We start from the raw sequence: 4892 nt of genomic DNA, 5'->3' as shown, positions 1-4892 counted from the left end.
GGCCGAGAACCAGCGGGCCGAGGCCCAGGCCGCCAAGGACGCCGCGGCAGCCGCGTTCTACGAGCTCGACACCGCCCAGCGCGACCTGCGCATCTCCATCGAGACGATCAACGCGGTCGACGACTCCCCCGCCGCCCGCCGCGCCGTCACCGACTTCGAGGCGCTCGGCCGGCGCATCGACGAGGCCAGCCACCGCTACATCAGCGCCGTCGACGCCCACGACCTCGACCACCACGACCTCGACGCCCCGGCCGCCTCCCGGGCCCGCACCGAGCTGACAGCCGCCAAGGACGAGCTGACCCGGGTCAAGCAGGACCTGGATCGCTTCGCCCAGAGCCTCGGCCCCCTCCTCGGCAAGGCCGAGACCCAGCTGGCCCGGCTGGCGCCCGCCGTCGAACGCGCCCGGCAGGCTCTGCTCGCCGCCTCCAACGCCCTCGACACCGCCCGCGGCGCCGGGCTGAAGGCCGACGACCTCGCCGCCCGGCTCGCCGCGCTGTCCCCCGAGCTGACCAGGCTGAACCAGGGCGCGGGCCAGCACGGCGTCCCGCAGACCCTGGAGCGGGCCGAGCGCGTCACACGCGAGGCCGAAGCGGTCCGTGTGGAGGCGGAACGGCTGCCGGAGCGGGCCGCCGAGATCGACCACCGGCTGGTCTCCCTGCGCACCCGCGCCCAGGCCCTCACCACCCGCTCAGAACAGGTCGAGCCGATCCTCAGCGAACTGCGCCGCCGCTTCACGGTGGCCTGCTGGCAGGACCTCCAGCGCGTCCCCGACGTCGCCGGCGAGAACGTACGCCAGGCCGAGACCAAGCTCGCCGAGGCCCGCGCCGCCCGCGACGAGCAGCGCTGGGCTGACGCCACCGCCCTGCTGTCGACCGTACGGGCGCTGCTGAACACCACCGACGAGGCCGTCTCCGCCGCCGGTGACCGCCTGCGCCGCCTGAACGCCGTGCAGAAGGACCCCGACCAGGAGATCGAGCGCACCCGCTTCGCCATCCGCGACGCCCAGCGCCTCGCCATGGCCGGCCGCAACACCCCCGACCCGCGCCACGCCGGCCCCCTGGACGCCGCCGTGGCCCGCCTGGAACAGGCCGTCGCCGGTCTCGAGGGCCGGCACCCCGACTACTGGCACTTCCTGACCGAGACGGAAGCGGTGCGCGCCGGCGTGGCCCAGGTGGTCGCCCGGATCCGCGAGGAACGCGGCGCCGGCGCCCACTGACCCGGTTAACCTTTGCCCATGCCTCGCTACGAGTACCGCTGCCGGACCTGCGGCGACACCTTCGAACTGAGCCGTCCCATGGCCGAGTCCTCGGCCCCCGCGTGCTGCCCCGCGGGCCACGACGACACGGTCAAGCTCCTGTCCACGGTCGCCGTGGGCGGCACCACGTCGGCCCCCTCCCCCGCCCCCCGGTCGGGCGGCGGCGGGGGCGGCTGCTGCGGAGGCGGCTGCTGCGGCTGACGCCCGCCCTCAGGTTCTCTTCAGCTCCGGTTGCCTAGCGTCGGCGGCATGACAGCGAACGCGCATGCCGGTCCCGCCTGGGTCAACGACATGATGGACGCCCTCGGCGCACCGGGCGCCGGGCTCGCCATCGCGCTGGAGAACCTCTTCCCGCCGCTGCCGAGCGAGGTGATCCTGCCGCTGGCGGGGTTCGCCGCGAGCAGCGGGCGGATGGGGCTGCTGTCCGTGCTCCTGTGGACCACGGCCGGCTCGGTGATCGGCGCGCTCGCCCTGTACGGCGTGGGCGCGCTGCTCGGCCGCGACCGCACGGTCGCCCTCGCGGGGCGCCTGCCGCTGGTCAAGATCGCGGACATCGAGCGCACCGAGGCGTGGTTCCTGCGCCACGGCACGAAGGCGGTGTTCTTCGGCCGCATGATCCCGATCTTCCGCTCCCTGATCTCGGTCCCGGCGGGCGTGGAACGCATGCGCCTCCCGGTGTTCGTCGGCCTGACGACGCTGGGCAGCGCGATCTGGAACACGGTGTTCGTCCTGGCGGGCTACCTGCTGGGCGACAACTGGCACGAGGTCACGACCATCGTGTCGGCCTATTCGAAGGTGGTCCTGGCGGCAGCGGCCCTGGCAGCCCTGACCTTCATAGCCGTACGCACCCTCCGCCGCCCGGGCCCGGGCCGCCGCAGGCGAGAGAAGCCGACATCCGCCCACACAGCCGGCAGCCGCACCCGCGCAGCAGCGGGCAGCCGCGACATCTAGCCGACTGCGGGCAACGACGCTCGCGCAGCTGCGGGCAGTCGCGCCTCCCCCAGTGCCTGAAGGGCCTGGGAGGTGCCCCCAGGGCGGCACGGGTGGGCGATGGGGGTCCCCCCGCTCATGGGGGTCCCCCCGCGCGAGCGAAGCCGAGGGGGAGAAGCCGAGAGTGGGGGAGGCACCCCGCAAGCGCGGGCAAGCGCACCCACCCCCGGCCCGCACCAGCGTCAGCGCGGTGCTCGCACCCTGTGCAGGAACTCCCGCAGGATCCGCTCCCCCGCCAGCACCCCCCTCTCCGGCAGCACCCTCACCCCCGGCGCCGACCAGCTCGCATCGGCCAGCTCCCCATGCCCCGGCCGCCATGACTGGTCCGCCGCCAGGAGAAGGTCCGCGTCGAGGAGGGAGTCGCCCGCGGCCAGCGTCAGCTCCGCCCCCGCCCTACGAGCAACCTCCCTCAGCGCCGCGCTCTTGGTCAACGGCACCGGCACGGCGTAGATCTTCCGCCCCTGCAACGACACCGTCCACCCCCGGTTCTCCGCCCACGCCGCCAGCTCCTTCACCCACTCCTCCGGCAGCAGCTCACGCTCCACCACCAGGTAGGCGAACAGATCCTCCGCGACCCGGTGCTTGCGCACCCACACGGGATCAGCCGTCCGCAGCAGATGCTCCTGCACCTCGGACAGCGGCGCACACTCATCGGCCAGCCGGGCAAGAACCCGCGCGTGCCAGTCCCGGTCGGTCTCCCCGTCCACGAGCAGATGCCCACCGTTGGCACAGATCGCGAACTGCGGCGGCGGCCCGGGAAGGTTGATGCGCTGGTACTGCTTGCGCGTACGGGTCGTCGTCGGCACGAAGACGGCCGTGTCACCGAGCTCGGTGAGGAGCTCGGCGGCCGTCTCCGTCATATAGGACAGCGGCTTGCTCTCGTGGACCTCCACGCACAGCAGCCGTGGCGCCCGCGCGTCCGGCATGGTCAGGGCGAGGGCCGCGGCGGAGTAGATGAGCGTGCGGTCGAGATCACTGGCGACGATGACGGACATCAGACGTTCACCGCCTTGCCGTCGGCACCGGTCGCGCCCCGGGTGTAGCGGGGGTGAATCAACCCGACGCAGGTGTACGGCAGTTCGGCGACCTCCTCCACCGGCACGCCCCGCTGCCCGGCCAGCAGGCGCACATGGTCGAGGTCGCTGCCCGCCCCCGCCCGGGCCAGCACCTTCCACGGCACCCGCCGCAGCAGCACCCGGGTGGTCTCGCCGACGCCCGGCTTGACGAGGTTGACGTCGTGGATGCCGTACTCCTCGCTGATGCGCTCGACGGCGGCCCAGCCCTCCCAGGTGGGCGTGCGGTCGGTGGCGAGCAGTTCCTTGGCCTGGGCGCAGGCGGCGTCCGTGACCTCGGGGAAGCGGGCGGCGACGGCGTCGAGGAAGGCCACGGAGACGTCGGAGGAGGCGAGTTCGCGGTAGAACTTCGCGCCGTGGAAGTCGTTCGGACCGACCAGGTCCGCGCGCAGCACGGTGCGTGAGATCAGCCCGGAGACGGTCGAGTTGAGGCAGGCGGAAGGGATGAGGAAGTCCTCGCGCGTGCCGTACGTCCGCACGCAGGAGCCGGGGTCGGCCAGCACCGCGATCTCCGGGTCGAAGCCGGTGACGCCGTGCGTCTTCTCGAACTCCTCGACCGCCTGGGCGAGTTCGCGGGTGATGGCGCCCTTGCCGGTCCAGCCGTCGACGAAGACGACGTCCCGGGGGTCGTGGTGCTCGGCCAGCCAGCGCAGCGCGTTGGCGTCGATGCCACGGCCGCGGACGATGGAGACGGCGTAGTGGGGCAGGTCGAGCTGGTGACGGTACTGGGCCCAGCGGCGCATCAGGATGCCGACGGGCGTGCCCGCGCGGGCCAGCGAGACGAGCACGGGGCGGGGCGACCGCTCGGCGAGCACCGTCTCGGTGACGACGCCGACGGCGTGCGCGATCCGGGCCGCGGAGGCGTCCAGGGCAGCGTGGTACAGCTCCTGGTACTGCTCGGTCGGCTGGTACTCCACGGGCAGCGACTCGGCGTAGTGCGCCCCGCCGCTCTGGATGGCCTCCTCGCGCTCCTCGGTCGGCGCCTCCAGTGTCACGTCCGAGAGGTCCTGCAGCAGCCAGCCGACCTCCTCCGGGGCGTACGAGGAGAAGGCGGGGCCGCGGAGGGGCTCGGGCAGCATGGTGGCGGGCCTTTCGGGGGCGTCGTCCGCGTGGTCCGGGCGCTCGCCGGGGACGTACGACGGTACGACGGCGAGGAGGACGTGCGGGGTGTGCTCGGCGAGGCGGGCCAGGAGGCCGCCCGGCGCGTGCAGTTCGGGTGTGTCGGCGGCGGAGTCGACGACCGCGACGACGGCGTCGAAACCGGCGCCGGCGACGTTGTACGCGTAGCGCTCGCCGGGGCCGTCGGCGGGGTCGTCGTGGGCCGGGAAGGAGAGGCGGGTGCGTATCGCGTAGCCCGGGTCGTCGACGGCGAGGACGGGTGAGCGGGTGGTGGTGGAGAAACGAACGTCGGTGTCCGTGCTCCGCTCCAGTTCACCGGCGAGCCGGAGGGGCGCGTACATCAGCTCCTCGAAGCCGAGGACGAGGACGCGGCGGGCGCCGGCGGGGAGGGCGGCGGCGATGCGGGCCGCCATGCCGGGGAGGGCGGCTTCGAGGCGGGCGCGGTGGGCGGGGGT

The 4892-nt window shown here is 73.7% G+C and carries 5 protein-coding genes; 3 read left to right on the top strand and 2 right to left on the bottom strand.

Annotated elements, in window-relative coordinates; genetic code table 11:
- The 3 genes from N4P33_RS32790 to N4P33_RS32780 form a co-directional block, all read left to right on the top strand.
- On the top strand, window positions 1-1216 hold a 1216-nt coding region (locus N4P33_RS32790), incomplete at its 5' end, for a hypothetical protein (RefSeq protein WP_260830578.1).
- Between the two features lie 18 nt (window positions 1217-1234).
- Complete coding sequence (locus N4P33_RS32785) at window positions 1235-1456, top strand: zinc ribbon domain-containing protein (RefSeq protein WP_260830577.1); 222 nt, start codon at window positions 1235-1237, stop codon at window positions 1454-1456.
- 48 nt (window positions 1457-1504) lie between these two features.
- Entirely contained in the window at window positions 1505-2206 is a 702-nt protein-coding gene (locus N4P33_RS32780) for a DedA family protein (protein WP_260830576.1), read from the top strand.
- Between the two features lie 221 nt (window positions 2207-2427).
- Here the strand turns inward: N4P33_RS32780 and N4P33_RS32775 are convergent, their stop codons facing one another.
- Together N4P33_RS32775 and N4P33_RS32770 are read right to left on the bottom strand one after the other, a co-directional pair.
- A complete protein-coding gene (locus tag N4P33_RS32775; RefSeq protein ID WP_260830575.1) occupies window positions 2428-3240 on the bottom strand; it encodes an HAD family hydrolase in 813 nt (270 codons plus the stop codon).
- Window positions 3240-4892, bottom strand: a 1653-nt coding sequence (locus tag N4P33_RS32770; protein ID WP_260830574.1) for a cysteine protease StiP domain-containing protein, incomplete at its 5' end; no start/stop codon positions are given. The genes N4P33_RS32770 and N4P33_RS32775, both read right to left, overlap by 1 nt.

The sequence above is a fragment of the Streptomyces sp. 15-116A genome (assembly GCF_025290915.1).
In the GTDB taxonomy this organism is placed as follows: domain Bacteria; phylum Actinomycetota; class Actinomycetes; order Streptomycetales; family Streptomycetaceae; genus Streptomyces.
The sequence above is the reverse complement of the archived record's forward strand: the minus strand, read 5'-3'. Positions and strand labels throughout refer to the sequence as shown.

What these genes read in the sequence shown, in the direction of transcription:
- N4P33_RS32785 (WP_260830577.1), top strand. Translation starts at nt 1,235, where the DNA reads ATGCCTCGCTACGAGTACCGCTGCCGGACCTGCGGCGACACCTTCGAA.
- N4P33_RS32775 (WP_260830575.1), bottom strand. Translation starts at nt 3,240, where the DNA reads ATGTCCGTCATCGTCGCCAGTGATCTCGACCGCACGCTCATCTACTCC.
- N4P33_RS32780 (WP_260830576.1), top strand. Translation starts at nt 1,505, where the DNA reads ATGACAGCGAACGCGCATGCCGGTCCCGCCTGGGTCAACGACATGATG.